Below are 16,144 nucleotides of genomic sequence, written 5' to 3' on the forward strand. Positions count from 1 at the left end.
TGAGCTTTTAAACAAGTTGTGATAATATGAGCGGGAAATACTTTTAGTGAGTAGCTAATGAGCATATTGGCTACTAATAACTTCCCTCTCTAATTGTCTTTACAACAACTAAAAAGGATTTAGCCATGCAACTAAAACCATTATTGCTAGCCACCCTACTTCCCATTAGCTTAACCTTAGCTGCTTGTAGCAGTGGCGGTCAAAGTGAGCAAGTTAGCGCCCGTCAAGACGACATGAAAAACTGGAAAGACGCTAAAGATCAAGTCGAGAACCTATTAAAAGACACAGAAAACTTTGACTTAGCCGCTGTTCAAAAAGAAACAGCCTTCTTAGCAGAAAACTCAGAAAGCCCTTGGAGCAACTTTTCAGACAGTCAGGACATGGGCGGTGCTTCTGAGGCAGTTTGGGGTGATCCAGAAGGCTTTAAATCAGCCATTGCTAACTATCAACAAGCAGCCACTGAGCTTAACATGGTCGCTCAAAATGCCACCTCAGCAGATGAGATTATGCCTGCATTTAATGCGTTAGGCGACGGCTGTAAGTCATGCCACGAGAACTTTAAGGCACCAAAAGACTAGCGCTTAAAGCAGTAAGCACACTCGCGTTAGAAGACGTCATCAGTCGTTAAACACAGTGCCACAATTGTTTAATAATTCGATGCCATAATGCGATAAAAAAACCAAAACCCCCGTTATCCTTAACGGGGGTTTTTGATATTTATGATTTGCCAATAACATTTATCAATTAGCGTTTAAGACTTAGCGCTTAGAACTATCAACATCAGCTTTTGGCTGTACTTTGCGCTCCTTTTGCCACTCAACCATCTTTTCGGCAACCGCTTCTGCAGAGCCATCACTGAAATCTAACGTACGTATCGGGAACGGAATAGAGATACCAGCGGCGTCTAAATGATCTTTCACAGCCACAATCACCTCATGTATCGAGGCAACCTTATAAGTTTGTGCCCCATCATCAATATACCAGCGTACTTTTAGATCAATACTTGAGTCGCCAAACCCAGTCGCGATCACTGAGGGTTCGGCTCGACGTGACACGCTTGGCGAGTCATCCAATGCTGCCAATATGGCCTCACAGGCTTTGCGAATATCATCGTCATAGCCAATACCAACGCTCACTTCCAAGCGGCGGCGGCTGTATGCGGTATTCACTGTCAACGCACCGGTGTACAGCTGCGCATTAGGGATAACCACCTTTCTACCATCATAAGTTCGGATGGCGGTTGCACGTACCTTGATGTCCTCTACCGTACCCTCGTAATCGCCTGAAATAATCTGATCGCCTATTCTAAAGGGCTCAGATAATAACAACAAAATGCCTGACAATAGGTTTTGAAAAATATCTTTGAAAGCAAAACCGATGGCTACTGACCCGATACCCAAGGCGCCAACCAGTTTAGAGGGCGTAAATCCTGGTATGGCAATGACCATGGCCACCATAAAGCCGATAAAGAAGATTAAACTGCCGCCAATGCGCTGAAATACCCGCACCAGATTACGGTGAGTATGACTTTTGGACAGCAGTTTGCTAACCACTTTTTTGAAAATAATGGCCAACAACCAAAACACCAGCATTACCGCAATAGCCACAATAAAGTAAGGGACTCTGGCCATGAAATCATCAATCATGCCATTGGCAGTCGAGGCAATGGTCTGATACTCGGTAATTTTTTCACTGACTTTTTCGGTGACACTCGGGTCTGGCATAGTAGCTTCCTGTAACGTTGAATGGTGTGTCTAACTTGAGCTGATTGATAAAATTAAAACACAAATTTAGGCGATAAAAAAGCAGCATTAGACGTTAACACTCATTGTTTAACATCTAATGCTGCCTAATTTATACAGTACCTGATTCATGCAGTGACTGTATTAACGACTATTAACCCATTAGGTCAGCTTGAACGATTTCAATCCAATAGCCATCAACATCTTTGATAAACGCAATGTTTTTCATCTTGCCATCTTCTGGGCGTTTTTTAAACTCAACTTGATTTTGATCAAACCAAGCCACTGCCTGCTCTAAGTTTGGTACGCTAAAGCAGATGTGACCAAAGCCTTGAGGCTGCGCATTACCATCGTGATAACTAAAGTCAGCTTGGTTCTCAGTACCATAGTTATGGGTTAGCTCTAGGATACCACGCTGACGGAAAGTATAAATCGCCAAGTCTTCATCGGCTGGCAGGCTTTCACGCTCTTCATCAGTCAATTTAGCTAAGAAGTATAAATCAAATTCCATTTCTGGAAATTTTTTGACCGCCAATAAAGTCATGCCCAAAATGCCGGTATAAAACTCTAACGACGCTTTTGGATCTTTAACACGTAACATGGTGTGGTTAAAAGTAAAACCATTGGTCGCAGAAGCAATAGGCTTCACACCCTCAACCGCTACTGCATTTTTTGGCTGTTCAATATGAGTATTAGACATTATTATTTCCTTTTTTTAAGACTGTTTATGACAAACTTTTTAAACGTTAAGATTTATCTGTAAATAGCTTTTGAGACAACGCTTATAAACCAATCATTTATAAATCAATCATTCAATCAATCAACAAAAGCCACAACACTGACTGCCTTATAGAATAGATGGGCCTAAATATTATAATTTCAAACCCCATCCCTGCTGATGCTAGTCTTCTAAGAACTCAACTTCGCCGGTGGCCAAGTTATACTCTGCGCCGACAATCAACAGCTCACCGCTACGATGCATATCTTCTAGCAAACGAGATCCATGCTTTAACTGGCTCACTGACATGCGCACATTGGCACTAATAGAGCGGTCAATCAGCTCTTGCGCGTCAATATCCGCACCGGTAGCGGTCGCTAACTCATGTAAGTTATAGACACTGGGGCGAATACGATCAACGATAGACTGTAGATTTGGGGTGTAATACTGCTCAGGATTAATCAACGCCTCAACACAAGCCGTCACAGCGCCGCAATGTGAATGACCCAATACCACGACCAAACGGGTGCCAAACTTCTCTACCGCAAATTCAATCGAGCCAATTTGTGACGGAGCCACAATATTACCTGCCACTCGAATCACAAACAAATCACCCAAACCTTGGTCAAACACGATCTCAACAGGCACACGCGCATCGGAGCAACCCAAAATAATGGCAAATGGATCTTGCTCATCAATCAAATTTAATCGGTTTTCAAGTTTTTCTGACTCTAGTAAGTTTTTGACATAGCGTTTATTGCCTGTTTTTAACCACTGCAGCGCTTCTTCGCCAGAAGTGGGTCGGTCTAATTTCGGTTGTGAGCTCATAATCGTGTTCTCTTAGCTAATTGTTATTTTATTATTGTGGTGAATATAACATCAGGCTCTGTTGTACTCAGAATCCCATGTTTCCAATTCTGGCTAATTTTAACATAACCGCCAGTACACGCTGCCGTTATTGACGTCTGATTTACATAGCTTCCACAATTGACGCATCGCTTAGTAGTATGGACTTGGCAATTTGTTAATCATTTTGACAAAAAAATGCCCTTGAACCAAAGCATTATCGAACGCTTAAATTCAAGAGCATTTTATAATCTATCTTTAGGCGCTGAAACAAACGTAGGTTTCAGTCACCTATCAAAAAGCTATTAAAAACTAACTATTAAAAACGAATAGGCATTAAAGTCTGTATCTACAATAAACCTCTAAACCAAGCCCCTAAACTTCTAAATAGTCGAGGATACCTTTAGCGGCTTCACGCCCTTCCCAGATAGCAGTCACTACCAGATCCGAACCACGTACCATATCACCGCCAGCGAAGATTTTTGGATTTTTGGTCTGGAACTTATAGGTTTGTTCCTCTGCTGCCAACACACGACCAGAATCATCTAAGCCAATATCTGCTAACGCAAACCAATCGGCAGGACTTGGGCGGAAACCAAATGCCATGATGACCGCATCACACTCAATAATCTCTTCTGAGTTTGGAATCGGTTCAGGACGTTGACGGCCTCTGTTGTCAGGCTGACCCAGCTGAGTGGTCACCACTTTAACGCCTGTTACTTGCCCATTTAAGCCTACAATCTGAGTGGGTTGACGGTTAAATAAGAACTCAACTCCCTCTTCCTTGGCATTTTTTACTTCACGTAATGACCCTGGCATATTGGCTTCATCACGACGATAAGCACAAACCACACGTTCAGAGCCTTGACGGATCGCGGTACGGTTACAGTCCATAGCGGTATCACCACCGCCCAGTACCACAACCTTTTTGTCTTTTAGATTAATATACTCTTCTGGATTGGTTTCCCAGTTATTACAGCGGTTGACGTTGGCAATCAAGTAGTCCAATGCATCATAGACACCGTTAAGCTCTTCACCAGGATAACCGCCCCGCATATAAGTATAGGTGCCCATACCCATAAAGATGGCGTCGTACTCTTCAAGTAGCTCGTCGATGGTGACGTCTTTACCAATTTCGGTGTTTAAGCGAAACTCAACCCCCATGCCTTCAAAGACTTCACGGCGATTACGCATCACCGATTTTTCCATTTTAAATTCTGGAATACCAAAGGTTAACAGACCGCCAATTTCAGGACGTTTGTCAAATACGATGGGTTTAACACCGGCGCGGACTAAGATGTCTGCACAGCCAAGACCAGCAGGGCCGGCACCGATGATGGCGACTTTCTTGTCTGTCCACTGCACATCGCTCATATCAGGACGCCAACCTAATGCAAAGGCGGTGTCATTAATGTACTTTTCAACATTACCGATGGTAACTGCGCCAAAGCCATCATTTAAGGTACAGGCGCCTTCACACAATCTATCTTGTGGGCACACGCGACCACATACTTCAGGTAAGGTGTTGGTGCGATGGCACAGTTCAGCGGCTTGGAAAATTTGACCCTCGGTCGCCAGCTTTAACCAGTTTGGAATATAGTTATGTACTGGACATTTCCATTCACAGTAAGGGTTACCACATTCAAGACAGCGATGCGCCTGTTGCGCCGCTTCTGACGATTCAAACGGCGTATAAATTTCTACAAACTCAGTAGAACGGGTTACGATGTCCTTTTTTTCAGGCTCACGGCGGGGTACATCTAAGAACTGAAAGTTGTTATTAATACGCTTCATTAGAGTATTGTCTCCTTAAGTTGGTATCGTAGGTGATGTCAGTCAGGCAGATCATAAGGTAGTTATCACTAACCGGTAATAATGTGATTTGCTGCTGGTTATTGCTGCCTACAATACCTGCCACAAGAGGGGTTACTGCCTCACTTGGACAAAATATATTTGGGGGATTGATAGCTGCTGTTGTTCAATCCTATCAGTGTCGAACTATCTATTATTTAGCTATAAACAGTTGCTTGGCTATTAACCAGCCAGCCCTATAATCGATATCTGGCTGGTTATAGCTGAGCAGTTGCCGGAGTATTGCTGTTACTACTACTGCATTATTACTACTGCGGATCTGCTGTGGTGCTGTGTAATAAAGAAGCCATATTGGCAGCTTTTGGTTTCACTAAGAATACTTTACGCACGTAGTGTTCGAAGTCTGCCAAAATTTGACGTCCCCAAGCACTGCCTGTTTTTTCGACATGATTTTCGATGATTTGCTTCAAGTAAATACGGTGCTCTTCCGTTTGCTCACTCGAGATACGATGCAAATCAATCAGCTCATGGTTACAGCGGTCAAAGAAGGTATTGTCTAAGTCTAATACAAAGGCAAAACCGCCTGTCATACCGGCACCAAAGTTAAGGCCCGTTTTACCCAGAACAGTCACCACACCGCCTGTCATATACTCACAGCAGTGATCACCAACCCCTTCAATGACAGCATGCGCCCCTGAGTTACGTACTGCAAAACGCTCACCGGCTGTACCTGAAGCATACAGCTTACCACCGGTCGCACCATACAAACAGGTGTTCCCAATAATGGCGGTGTGCTGCGAAGCAAAGGTAGATTCTTTTGGCGGATAAATCACAATCTCACCGCCGGCCATACCTTTACCGACATAGTCGTTGGCATCACCTTCAAGCTCAATGTTAAGACCACCGGCATTCCAAACGCCCAAGCTTTGACCTGCAGTACCGGCTAGATGCAACTTGATTGGCATGTCTGACATACCTAGGTTGCCCCATACTTGCGCAATCTCACCAGACAGTCTTGCACCAATTGAGCGGTCACAGTTACCCACTTGATAGCTGTAAGTACCGCCTTGACCTTGGCGAATGGCGACAATCATGTCATCGACCATTTTTTCTGCCAATAAGCCTTTATCAAATGGCTCATTGCGCTCAACTTGGCAAGTTTGTGGTTTGCCTTCAGCAGCAGGATGGCTGCGTAATAATGGCGATAAATCTAAGTTACGCTGCTTATCAGTGGTACCTTCTAGTAACTCTAACAGATCAGTACGACCAACCAGCTCTTCCATGCTACGGACACCTAGGAAAGCCAACCACTCACGTGTTTCTGTCGCAATGAATTTAAAGAAGTTGATCAGCATCTCTGCTTCGCCAATGAAGTGCTCATCACGTAAGCGTGCTTGCTGAGTTGCCACACCTGTTGGACAGTTGTTTAAGTGACAAATACGTAAGTATTTACAACCTACCGCAATCATCGGCGTGGTACCAAAGCCAAAGCTTTCTGCGCCTAAGATTGCAGCTTTCACCACATCAAGACCGGTCTTTAGACCACCATCGGTTTGCATACGGACTTTGTCACGTAGGCCATTAACGCGTAGCGATTGATGCGCTTCTGCCAGGCCTAGCTCCCAAGGAGAGCCGGCATGGTGAATAGAAGATAAAGGTGAGGCTGCCGTACCGCCGTCATAACCTGAGATAGTAATCAAGTCAGCGTAAGCTTTTGCAACACCGGTAGCGATAGTACCGACGCCTGGACGTGATACCAATTTAACAGATACTAACGCTTCTGGATTGACTTGTTTTAAGTCAAAAATCAGCTGCGCCAAATCTTCAATAGAATAAATATCATGATGCGGTGGAGGCGAAATTAACGTCACCCCAGGTACGGAATAGCGCAGGCGTGCAATTAGTGAGTTCACTTTACCGCCAGGCAGCTGTCCGCCTTCACCAGGTTTTGCGCCTTGGGCCACTTTAATTTGCATCACTTGAGCGGAGCGCAAGTAAGCAGGCGTGACCCCAAAGCGGCCAGAAGCAACCTGTTTGATTTTTGAGTTACGCATGGTGCCGTAACGGGTTGGGTCTTCACCGCCCTCCCCTGAGTTTGAGCGCCCGCCAATGGTATTCATCGCCATAGCAATCGCTTCGTGTGCCTCTGGTGATAGTGCACCAAGTGACATACCGGCAGAGTCAAATCGAGGTAAGATGTCCTCGATGCCTTCAACCTCATCGATATCAATGCCATTGCCTGATTTTAATTTTAATAAATCACGCAGTGTCGCCACTGGGCGGTTATTTACTAGTGCCGCATACTCACGGTAGTTTTCAAAGTCACCGGTGCGTACTGCTTTGTGCAAGGTGTTAATAACGTCTGGATTAAACGCATGATATTCTTTGTTAAATACGAACTTCAGCATCCCGCCTTGATCCAGCGGTGTGCGACGACTAAAAGCATTTTTTGCTAATAAAGTTTGATCATGTGCCAAGTCGGCAAAGGTAGCGCCTTTGATACGGCTTTGTACCCCTTTAAAGCACATCTCAACGATTTCTTCCGATAAGCCGACGGCTTCAAACAACTGAGCGCCACGGTAAGAGACAATGGTAGAAATACCCATTTTCGATAAGATTTTTAATAAACCCTTATCTAGGCCCTTACGGAAGTTGGCACGCGCTTGTAATGGATCACCTAACAGCTCACCTGAGGCAACTAGGTCAGCAATCACATCGTAAGCCAAATAAGGATAAACACAGGTGGCACCAAAGCCAATCAATACCGCCACTTGATGTGAATCACGTGCGACACCAGTTTCAATAATTAAGTTAGCGTCAGTACGCAAGCCTTTTTCGATTAAATAGTGATGCACAGCACCGGTTACCAGAATGGCATTAGCCGGTAATTTACCTTTTTCAATGCCCTTATCTGACAAGATAATGATGGTGTTGCCATCATTAACCGCCTGCTCTACTTGCTCACAAATTTGCTGAATAGCCGCATCTAAAGTCAGCGACTCATCATAGTTGATGTCGATACGCTGATGTAAAAAGGCAGGATCATCTAGCGCCTCAATCTGCTGCATCTTGCTCGGTGACAGCACAGGCGACGATAAGATAATACGGTGCGCATCACGTGGTGTCGGGGTAAAAATGTTGGTTTCTGCACCCAAGCAGGTTTGCAATGACATTACAATCGATTCACGTAATGGATCAATCGGTGGGTTGGTCACTTGCGCAAACTGTTGACGGAAGAAGTCGGCCACATTGCGCACTTGCTTTGACAGTACAGCCACTGGCGTATCATCGCCCATTGAGCCGACTGGCTCTTGGCCATTTTCAGCATTAGGGCGGATGATTTCAGTGCGTTCTTCATTGGTGATGTTGAACATTTTTTGCAATGCTTTTAACGGCTCACCACGCACGCCTTTCTCAAGCAGTTTTTCTTCAGCTTGTTCGCTATCACGAATACGAGTGGCTTCTTCACGCAACCATTTGCGATAAGGATGCGCTTTCTTCAGACGATTACTAATAATCTGATCATCAAGTACTTCGCCATTTAAGGTGTCAATCACCAGCATTTGGCCCGGTCCGACGCGACCTTTGGCAATCACATCGTCTGGATCATAGTCCCACACCCCAACTTCCGAGGCCACTGTGATATAACCATTTTTGGTAGTTACCCAGCGTGATGGACGCAAGCCGTTTCGATCAAGCATACATACCGCATAACGGCCATCTTGAATCACCAGACCTGCCGGCCCATCCCATGGCTCCATGTGCTGTGAGTAAAACTCATAAAACGCACGTAAGTCCATATCCATACTGTCAACGTTCTGCCAAGCAGGCGGCACTAGAATTGACATCGCATGGAATAAGCTCATACCGCCAGAGATAAGCACCTCAAGCATATTATCCAAGCTCGATGAGTCTGATCCAGTACGGTTGACCAACGGATGCAGCTCAGTGATTTCTGGTAATTTATCAGTTTCAAGCTTAGGCGTACGTGCTACAGACCAGTTACGGTTGGCAGTAATGGTGTTTAATTCACCATTGTGTGCCAAATAGCGGAATGGCTGAGCCAGTGGCCAACGCGGTAAGGTGTTGGTTGAGAAGCGTTGGTGGAATACCACAATATGTGACTGCAAACGACTGTCTTGCAAGTCACTATAGAAGGTCGGTAAATCTGCTGGCATCATCAGACCTTTATAAATAACAGTCTGACAGCTCAGTGACGTCACATAAAATAAGGGATCTTCAGTTAATGCTAACTCTGCTTTTTTGCGCGCTACATACAGTTTGCGGTTAAAATCTTCTGCACTTAACTCATCTGGTGCATTAACAAAGATTTGCTTAAATTGTGGCAAGGTTTCACGCGCAATTTCACCAACAATCGATAAATCAACCGGCACATCACGCCAGCCTGCCACCGTCAAACCTTGAGCAGCCACTTCTTTATCTAGAACCTGTTGACTGTGTGTCGCTAACTCGTCATCCAGATTTAAAAATACCATACCAACGGCAAAGTTTTCGCCCAGTTCAAAACCAAGCTCATTTGCCACTGTATTAAAGAAGTCTACTGGTTTGGCTAATAATAAGCCGCAACCGTCACCTGTTTTGCCATCAGCAGCAACACCACCACGGTGAGTCATACAGCTAAGACTGTGAATCGCGGTTTTTACCAAATGGTGACTTGGCTTACCTTCAATATGAGCAACCAGACCAAAACCACAGTTGTCTGAGAAGTCTTCTGGTGAAGCAAGATAGGTAGTGTTGTCAGTAATGGAGGTGTCAATCGAGGTGTTATGAGGAGGTTTGCTGTCAGGATAGTTGGTGGCTGAATTTGAATGAGAGGGGGTAGGATTGGCTAAAAAAGTCTGGGTCATGGCATGTCCTTTATTTATGCAGTGCCTAATTGCACCACTAAATGAGAGTTCTAAATATGCAGTATGACTCAGTCAGATGATCGGGTTTACTGTCTTAATTTCAGTTAAGTAGGATAGGCTTAACACTTAAGACATTTAAACCAAACACCGTACATCATAGACGTCATTACTGCGTTGTGGAGTAAGCCAAAAAATGAAGATGAGAAGTATTAACTTGGTTCTATCTTCGATGACTATACGTTTTTTGGCGCTTTTTTGATTCTGTATTGCTAAGTTACTGATTGATATAAATAGGAAACCACAATCAAAAATCAGGGTCAAAATAATGAGATGAGCACTTAAGTTTGCTAGATAAAATTTAAATAGTCGATCGGTCCTATCTGCCAACCAATGCCATCTCAATCAGAATAAAAACGTTAAAAATTCTGACCAGCGCATCGATATTGATAAAGTCACTAACTCACTGCTATTAATTAACTAAAGGCAACTTATTAAAAGATTTCTCGTTAAAGGGTTACTCGTTAAAAAACAACAGTAGCCGTTAGCCACTCAAACAACACGTTTATTGGGTAGAAAAAATCCCACTTTACTATCCATTAAACCATCAATTAAAAAAATACCTGTGATAATGTTGCTAAACATCACTTGTTCCATATTAGAGAAACATAACTACAAAATCTAGTGAAATTTAATGACCGAGTCAGTTTTTCTCAGTGAGCAACTGTTAGCTAAGCCATTATCAAGTCTACAGTTTTGAGTGCTTAGCGTATTAAAAATAATGCATCAGGTATAAAAAAAGACACCCTGTGATTAACAGAATGCCTTTAGTGACTCGTTAGCCAAATTGCGCCTGTACACTGGCGCCAAACACAATTTGCGCCTGTTGCAACCCACTCAATCTGACTTGATTCATTACTGTGTCTTCTCTTCAATCAACTGTTTGATTTGATCAACTTCAGCATTGTTTGCTGTCCCAGCGTTGGCAGGTTTTTGAGCATTATCAGCTGCTTTAGGCTTCTCTTGTGGCTTTTTAGGCTCAACAGGCTCGGCCCTTGGCTTCTCTGCATTCTGATTTTCTCTGCCTGCTGCCGGTCCTCGACTTTCAGGAGGCTGAGGCTGATTATTGCCGCGAGGGGCCTGCTCACTATTGTTAGCATTGTCATTATTAGACTGACGCTGACTGTCAGGGACCACAACTCGGCGCTGCTCTTGAACAGCAAGTGTATCACTACTGTCATTTGAGGTTCTAATATTGGTCTCAGTTGCCGGCTCAGCTGTTTCTTGCTCTGATCTTTGACGACGCGCCCTTTCCTCATTGCGCTGTTGCTGCTGTTGTTGCTGACGAACTTCGCTGGCACGGCGACGGGCAGCCAACTCACGTTTTGTCGGTTGTAACTTCACCTGTCTGACTCGGTTTTTCGATAAGTCTTTAATCGGTCCTGTCAGCTCATAAGTTTCAATTACATCAAGATAGCTGTCCATCTTTTCTGGAATAACCTGTACATTAGCAGGCAATTCAAAATCAACCGATGACGCCTCTTTTTGAGCTGCTTTCTCACTGCTAAGCGCATCATAGGTTAAGATATAACGTGGCTTATTCTCAGAGTCGCGATAGCGGAAATAAGCAAATTTCTTTCTATCATCACGTGAGTTTAAGTAATCAGAGATGATCTCATGCTCTGACACATCCATCACCTGAAGTGTCCACTTACCTTTGTTTTTCTTCAGATAAGTTGAATCTTTAAATTCTGGCGGATAGTCACGCAAGTCACGGATTAAAGCATCAAACGAAATCGGATGCACGTCCGCACTCAGCTCATCTAATTGATCAATTGCAGTGACTTGAGCAATATTAAAAGCAGCAACCTCTGGCGGCTCTTCTTCTTGTTGTGCTTCACTATCAAATGCTGGCGCTGAGCTGAACATCCATAATGCTAAGGCTGCCGCACCAGATAATAAGGCCATAATCAGCCAAATACTGGCCACAACACGGCTTTTTTTAACTTGTGACTTATGAGGCTTATCTGAAGCGGGGCTTTGAGTGATTGCCATAAAGCAAATCCAGTAATAAGGTAAATATGAATATAATTAAGACGTTTTGACTATTTATCGCACACGTCATATATCAGTTATAAGTGCACAATAGATATGCTGTGCACCGTTAAATGTATGCGTTATTATACGTGCTCATTTAATACAGCTTCAAGCTGTGTTTGATCAAAGTCAGCTGTGACCACAGCATCACCTAGTGATTTTAACAAAATCAAACGCACTTGTCCTGACTTAACTTTTTTATCGTGCTGCATTAAGTCTAATGCGGTTGTCAGCTCGATAGCTGGCGGTACGATTGGTAATTGCGCTGCCTGCAACACCTCGCAGATTCGATCAACATCATCACGACTGATCCACTGCATTTGTTGAGACAGTTTTGCCGCTTGCACCATGCCCGCAGCGACCGCCTCACCATGTAGCCATTGCCCATATCCCTCATGGGTTTCAATGACGTGGCCAAAGGTGTGGCCAAAGTTTAATAATGCACGCTTGCCGGCTTCGCGCTCATCTTGTGCCACGATATCTGCTTTGTATTGACAGCATCGAGCTACTGCTTCAGCAAGAGCGATTTCATCCAATCCCATCAAATCGGCCATATTATCTTCAAGCCAAGTCAAAAATTCAACATCCATAATCAGTGCGTATTTAATCACCTCAGCCATGCCAGCCGATAATTCACGCTTGGGCAATGTGGTTAAGGTGTGCATATCGGCCAATACCATTTGCGGCTGCCAAAAGGCGCCAATCATATTCTTGCCTTTGGGATGGTTAATGCCAGTCTTGCCGCCAACACTGGAGTCCACTTGCGATAATAAAGTAGTCGGAATTTGAATAAAGTTGACACCGCGCATGAATGACGCCGCTGCAAAGCCAGTCATATCTCCAACAACACCGCCGCCAAGCGCTACTAAGGTAACATCTCGACCGCAATGCGCATCCATCAAGGCATCATAAATACGGTCAATGTATTGCTGGGTTTTGTACTGCTCTCCATCTGGGAGCACCACGTGGTGTACTTCAAATTGTTCGGAAAGCCCTGTCAGTAAGTCTTGTAAATATAACTTTTCAACCGTGATATTGGTCACCACCATCACTTGCTTACCCTTAATATAAGGCGCTATTTCTACCGCCATTTGGCTTTTACTAGTAATAATAATGGGGTAATCATGGCTTTGAGTATGGACGGTTAATTGTTTTCTCATAAAACTCTCACAGGGCAAGGTTATGACTTATTGTTGATGGCTGGCTCACTAAATATTAACTCATTAAATAATAGTTGGCTTAGCTGACTCAATAAAATTAAACAGATGTCGTCATTGTTTCATTATTGCTCAATGACAAACCCAAATGAACTTAACGGTTGTGCTTTTCAATGACATAATCTGGATAGTGCTGCTTGAGGGTTGCAACAACTTTTTTGAGCATATATCTGGGATAGCCTTCACCGGTCTCAACCACAATATCCGCCACTTCCTGATACAAGAGATCACGAGCCTCAAATAACGACTCTAAAACGGCTTTGGGATTGGAGGTTTGCAATAAAGGACGTGACTTGTCTTTTGAGGTACGCTTTAACTGCACATCTACACTGGCGCGTAAATAAATAGTGATGCCACGCTGCTTTAAATTTTCACGATTTTGCGGCTGAGTCACCACACCGCCGCCTGTGGCCAATACAATATTAGGTCGTGCTGTCAGCTCATCTATGGCTCGCGCTTCACGCTCTCTAAAACCGGCCTCCCCTTCTTTTTCAAAAATCCAAGGAATATCGGCACCAGTTTGTTCACATATATAGTGGTCACTGTCTATAAAAGATCGCCCTAAATATTTGGCCAATAGCTTACCCACAGTCGTCTTCCCTGCTCCCATAGGGCCTACAATAAATAATGACGGCAATGATGATTGCATTATTATCTCTCACATAAATTCACGGATTATACAGACATTGTTCCACTAGTCCTAATGCTGAGTCTGAACACGATTACTGTATTAATTATAGTGGCTCATGTCTACTTTAGCCACTGATGCTTTATTGATAATCACCTTACTTTGTACTGACCATTTAAAGCTGGCGCTGATCTTCTGTGACTAAGAATGAGTCATTCATTAGCTTAGGGGTAATAAAAATCAACAGCTCTTGCTTGTCATTACGACGCAAATCTTTTTTAAATAAACGTCCTAAATAAGGAATATCACCAAAAAAAGGGACTTTTTCGACATTATTAAAAATTTGATTGCGATAAATACCGCCAAGTACAATGGTCTGACCTGCGCCGACTGTCACATTAGTACTTAGGGTGTCGGTATCAATCAAAATAACGCCTTGGCTCACTGGATTGGGGCGACCATTTTCAATATAAATTTGTAAGGTAATCTGATTGTCAGGCGTGATGCTAGGTGTCACCTCTAAGCTTAATACCGCCTCTTCAAACTGAGTGGTTGTCCCTCCGCCCTCCGACTCACCTTGATAAGGTATTTTGGTACCAGAGGATACTTTGGCGGTTTGCTTATCTAAGGTCAAAATCTTTGGGGTTGAAATAACCTCACCGCGTCCTTCAGCCTGCATCGCCGACAGCTCTAAGTCAATTAATAAGTCTGATAAATTGATCAATCCAAACGCGATGCGTCCGGCAGGATTGGCGACGCCAAGATCGACATTCAAGTTATCAGGACGGCTGATATTATAGTTTGGCCGCACAATAGGCTGACCTTTATAGGTTGAGTTTTGTAAGGTGAACTGTTTTAAATCGGCCAGTGTCTGATCACTGCCTCCGACCAATAGGTTGTTATTGTTCGCCACGCCTTTCGATAAAATACCCCACTTCACCCCAATCTCTTTACTAAAACTGTCTGAGGCACTGACGATTCTAGCCTCAATCATCACTTGCCGCACAGGGATATCGACTTGTTCGATTAACGCTTTGATATTTTCAATACTGGCAGCAGTATCTTTTATAATTAAGGTATTGGTGCGCGCATCTACGGCAATAACGCCACGCTTTGACAGTAAAGTGGCTGGATGGTGCTGTGTCTGACCCGCAGCTGAGATAACTGTGGACGGCGTGGCCATTGTTGATTTCTGCGCAGCCGGCAGTACCTGAGCGCTTGGCTGAGAAGCAACCGCTATTCCTGAGTTAATAGCACCAGCACCCCTTGAATGACTGGCCTTAGTAATCAACGCCATAATGTCAGCCGCTTTGGCATAATTTGGACGGATATAGACACTGTGTAACGGTACCAGCGATCCGTTATGTTGGTATTTGGCCATCTCTTCCAGTGGCGCTACCAGTATCACATTGCCTTGACGCTGCTTGCCCAGTTGTTTGCTTGATAAAATGATATCCAGTGCCTGATCCCAAGGCACATTGACCAAATTTAACATGATACTGCCTGTCACCTGGTCACTGGCAACAATATTGAGGCCAGTAAATTGTGATAACAGATGCAGTGCACTGCGCACTTCAACATTTTGAAAATCAATGGAAATAGGTGCACCTTGATACTCAGTGACGACTAAAGGCTTAGCCTGTATTTTATGCACACTTAGCTTGACCTGCTGATCGGTTTGATGAGCCTGATAATCAAAGTCTTGCTTCATGGTCATCACAATCACACCATCTTTGCCGTCATTGCTTGCTACTACTGAGCTTAACAATCCGCTGCCTTGATAATGCTGGCCAAGCAGGTGTGGGGATATACTGCTGTTGGTGAGTTTAATAAAGATCTGATTGCCCTGACTTTTTATTTCAGTGGCGATATTTGGGTTGCTTAACAATAGTTCGATATCTGCTTGTGTACCTTGAGAGAGCTGTGCGCTGACATTGAGTTGTTGTAAGCCAGTATTCTGGGTCCTGACAATTGAATCGGCTTGTACTTGCCCTTCTACAACTGCGACCGAATCAGGCTGCCTATCAGTAACCACTATTAAAGGCAGCTCTTGAGCAAAACTACTGGCAGCGGGAAATAAACCAACCGCTATACAAGCCATTAATATTTTGGAGAAACGCTGTGAAAAGCAAGATGATAAAGAGCCAGTGCTGCCAGTATTGAGCGGCTTGGGTATGTCCTCTGGCGTATAAATTGTCATTTGTTGTCCATAACTGTGG

10 protein-coding genes are annotated in these 16,144 nt (G+C 44.0%); 1 reads left to right on the plus strand and 9 read right to left on the minus strand.

Going from position 1 to position 16,144, the window contains the following annotated elements:
* The first annotated feature begins 125 nt into the window (after positions 1-125).
* Entirely contained in the window at positions 126-578 is a 453-nt protein-coding gene (locus A6J60_RS05325) for a c-type cytochrome (protein ID WP_096065051.1), read from the plus strand.
* Positions 579-758: 180 nt separating this feature from the next.
* Here the strand turns inward: A6J60_RS05325 and A6J60_RS05330 are convergent, their stop codons facing one another.
* The 9 genes from A6J60_RS05330 to A6J60_RS05370 all read right to left on the minus strand — a co-directional run bounded on the left by A6J60_RS05330 (position 759) and on the right by A6J60_RS05370 (position 16,125).
* Positions 759-1,724, minus strand: coding sequence for a mechanosensitive ion channel family protein (locus tag A6J60_RS05330; RefSeq protein WP_096065052.1), 966 nt, complete (start codon positions 1,722-1,724; stop codon positions 759-761).
* A gap of 172 nt (positions 1,725-1,896) precedes the next feature.
* Entirely contained in the window at positions 1,897-2,442 is a 546-nt protein-coding gene (gene gloA / locus A6J60_RS05335) for a lactoylglutathione lyase (RefSeq protein ID WP_096065053.1), read from the minus strand.
* Between the two features lie 201 nt (positions 2,443-2,643).
* Positions 2,644-3,288 carry a carbonic anhydrase gene (locus tag A6J60_RS05340; RefSeq protein ID WP_096065054.1) on the minus strand — a complete coding sequence of 215 codons (645 nt, stop codon included), beginning with the start codon at positions 3,286-3,288 and terminating at the stop codon, positions 2,644-2,646.
* A 393-nt stretch (positions 3,289-3,681) separates the two neighbouring features.
* Entirely contained in the window at positions 3,682-5,100 is a 1,419-nt protein-coding gene (locus A6J60_RS05345) for an FAD-dependent oxidoreductase (RefSeq protein WP_096065055.1), read from the minus strand.
* Positions 5,101-5,426: 326 nt separating this feature from the next.
* The gene (gene gltB / locus A6J60_RS05350; protein ID WP_227526070.1) at positions 5,427-9,986 is read right to left on the minus strand and encodes a glutamate synthase large subunit; all 4,560 of its coding nucleotides are present in this window, start codon (positions 9,984-9,986) and stop codon (positions 5,427-5,429) included.
* A gap of 912 nt (positions 9,987-10,898) precedes the next feature.
* Entirely contained in the window at positions 10,899-12,038 is a 1,140-nt protein-coding gene (locus A6J60_RS05355) for a hypothetical protein (RefSeq protein WP_096065056.1), read from the minus strand.
* Between the two features lie 125 nt (positions 12,039-12,163).
* Positions 12,164-13,240, minus strand: a complete 1,077-nt coding sequence (gene aroB / locus A6J60_RS05360; protein ID WP_096065057.1) for a 3-dehydroquinate synthase — start codon at positions 13,238-13,240, stop codon at positions 12,164-12,166.
* A gap of 151 nt (positions 13,241-13,391) precedes the next feature.
* Positions 13,392-13,946: a shikimate kinase AroK gene (aroK, locus tag A6J60_RS05365; protein ID WP_096065058.1), complete on the minus strand. Its 555-nt coding sequence runs from the start codon at positions 13,944-13,946 to the stop codon at positions 13,392-13,394.
* 154 nt (positions 13,947-14,100) lie between these two features.
* Entirely contained in the window at positions 14,101-16,125 is a 2,025-nt protein-coding gene (locus A6J60_RS05370) for a type IV pilus secretin PilQ (RefSeq protein WP_227526071.1), read from the minus strand.
* Between the last annotated feature and the right edge of the window lie 19 nt (positions 16,126-16,144).

It is taken from the genome of Psychrobacter sp. FDAARGOS_221 (assembly GCF_002313155.2).
In the GTDB taxonomy this organism is placed as follows: domain Bacteria; phylum Pseudomonadota; class Gammaproteobacteria; order Pseudomonadales; family Moraxellaceae; genus Psychrobacter.

Bases quoted from the DNA above. Each gene is read 5' to 3' on its own strand.
- gltB (WP_227526070.1), bottom strand. From the start codon at position 9,986: ATGACCCAGACTTTTTTAGCCAATCCTACCCCCTCTCATTCAAATTCA.
- A6J60_RS05345 (WP_096065055.1), bottom strand. From the start codon at position 5,100: ATGAAGCGTATTAATAACAACTTTCAGTTCTTAGATGTACCCCGCCGT.
- A6J60_RS05355 (WP_096065056.1), bottom strand. From the start codon at position 12,038: ATGGCAATCACTCAAAGCCCCGCTTCAGATAAGCCTCATAAGTCACAA.
- A6J60_RS05340 (WP_096065054.1), bottom strand. From the start codon at position 3,288: ATGAGCTCACAACCGAAATTAGACCGACCCACTTCTGGCGAAGAAGCG.
- A6J60_RS05330 (WP_096065052.1), bottom strand. From the start codon at position 1,724: ATGCCAGACCCGAGTGTCACCGAAAAAGTCAGTGAAAAAATTACCGAG.
- aroB (WP_096065057.1), bottom strand. From the start codon at position 13,240: ATGAGAAAACAATTAACCGTCCATACTCAAAGCCATGATTACCCCATT.
- A6J60_RS05370 (WP_227526071.1), bottom strand. From the start codon at position 16,125: ATGACAATTTATACGCCAGAGGACATACCCAAGCCGCTCAATACTGGC.
- gloA (WP_096065053.1), bottom strand. From the start codon at position 2,442: ATGTCTAATACTCATATTGAACAGCCAAAAAATGCAGTAGCGGTTGAG.
- aroK (WP_096065058.1), bottom strand. From the start codon at position 13,946: ATGCAATCATCATTGCCGTCATTATTTATTGTAGGCCCTATGGGAGCA.
- A6J60_RS05325 (WP_096065051.1), top strand. From the start codon at position 126: ATGCAACTAAAACCATTATTGCTAGCCACCCTACTTCCCATTAGCTTA.